General features: G+C 52.5%; 1 pseudogene. It reads right to left on the bottom strand.

Annotation, left to right across the window (positions count from 1 at the left end):
- Positions 1–200 (bottom strand): annotated as a pseudogene (locus IV55_RS10450) (hypothetical protein); the annotation flags it as partial.

Consider the following 200-nt stretch of genomic DNA (forward strand, 5'->3'; position numbering starts at 1 on the left):
GAAACAGCGCTCTTCGTATCACTGGCACTGCTTGCTACAGTAGCTGCTGATGAAACAGCGCTCTTCGTATCACTGGCACTGCTTACTGCAGTAGCTGCTGATTGAGCAGCACTCTTCGTATCACTGGCACTGCTTGCTACAGGAGCTGCTGATTGAGCAGCACTCGTCGTATCACTGGCACTGCTTACTGCAGTAGCTGC

Source organism: Furfurilactobacillus siliginis, from assembly GCF_001437435.1.
Taxonomy (GTDB): domain Bacteria; phylum Bacillota; class Bacilli; order Lactobacillales; family Lactobacillaceae; genus Furfurilactobacillus; species Furfurilactobacillus siliginis.